Annotated in this window: 2 tRNA genes and 2 rRNA genes; all 4 read left to right on the forward strand. The window is 49.2% G+C overall.

Going from position 1 to position 1031, the window contains the following annotated elements:
- A 16S ribosomal RNA gene (locus FFT88_RS25155) occupies nucleotides 1–333 on the forward strand; the annotation flags it as partial.
- A gap of 68 nt (nucleotides 334–401) precedes the next feature.
- Nucleotides 402–478, forward strand: a tRNA-Ile gene (locus FFT88_RS25160).
- Nucleotides 479–520: 42 nt separating this feature from the next.
- Nucleotides 521–596, forward strand: a tRNA-Ala gene (locus FFT88_RS25165).
- Nucleotides 597–779: 183 nt separating this feature from the next.
- Nucleotides 780–1031, forward strand: a 23S ribosomal RNA gene (locus FFT88_RS25170); the annotation flags it as partial.

The following is a 1031-nucleotide window of genomic DNA, read 5'->3' on the forward strand; positions in this document are numbered from 1 at the left end:
CTTACGACCAGGGCTACACACGTGCTACAATGGCGCATACAAAGAGAAGCGACCTCGCGAGAGCAAGCGGACCTCATAAAGTGCGTCGTAGTCCGGATTGGAGTCTGCAACTCGACTCCATGAAGTCGGAATCGCTAGTAATCGTGGATCAGAATGCCACGGTGAATACGTTCCCGGGCCTTGTACACACCGCCCGTCACACCATGGGAGTGGGTTGCAAAAGAAGTAGGTAGCTTAACCTTCGGGAGGGCGCTTACCACTTTGTGATTCATGACTGGGGTGAAGTCGTAACAAGGTAACCGTAGGGGAACCTGCGGTTGGATCACCTCCTTACCTTAAAGAAGCGTTCTTTGCAGTGCTCACACAGATTGTCTGATGAAAATGAGCAGTAAAACCTCTACAGGCTTGTAGCTCAGGTGGTTAGAGCGCACCCCTGATAAGGGTGAGGTCGGTGGTTCAAGTCCACTCAGGCCTACCAAATTTGCACCGCAAATTTGAAGAGGTTTTAACTACATGTTATGGGGCTATAGCTCAGCTGGGAGAGCGCCTGCTTTGCACGCAGGAGGTCTGCGGTTCGATCCCGCATAGCTCCACCATCTCTGTAGTGATTAAATAAAAAATACTTCAGAGTGTACCTGCAAAGGTTCACTGCGAAGTTTTGCTCTTTAAAAATCTGGATCAAGCTGAAAATTGAAACACTGAACAACGCAAGTTGTTCGTGAGTCTCTCAAATTTTCGCAACACGATGATGAATCGCAAGAAACATCTTCGGGTTGTGAGGTTAAGCGACTAAGCGTACACGGTGGATGCCCTGGCAGTCAGAGGCGATGAAGGACGTGCTAATCTGCGATAAGCGTCGGTAAGGTGATATGAACCGTTATAACCGGCGATTTCCGAATGGGGAAACCCAGTGTGTTTCGACACACTATCATTAACTGAATCCATAGGTTAATGAGGCGAACCGGGGGAACTGAAACATCTAAGTACCCCGAGGAAAAGAAATCAACCGAGATTCCCCCAGTAGCGGCGAG

The sequence above is a fragment of the Escherichia sp. E4930 genome, from assembly GCF_005845405.1.
In the GTDB taxonomy this organism is placed as follows: Bacteria; Pseudomonadota; Gammaproteobacteria; order Enterobacterales; family Enterobacteriaceae; genus Escherichia.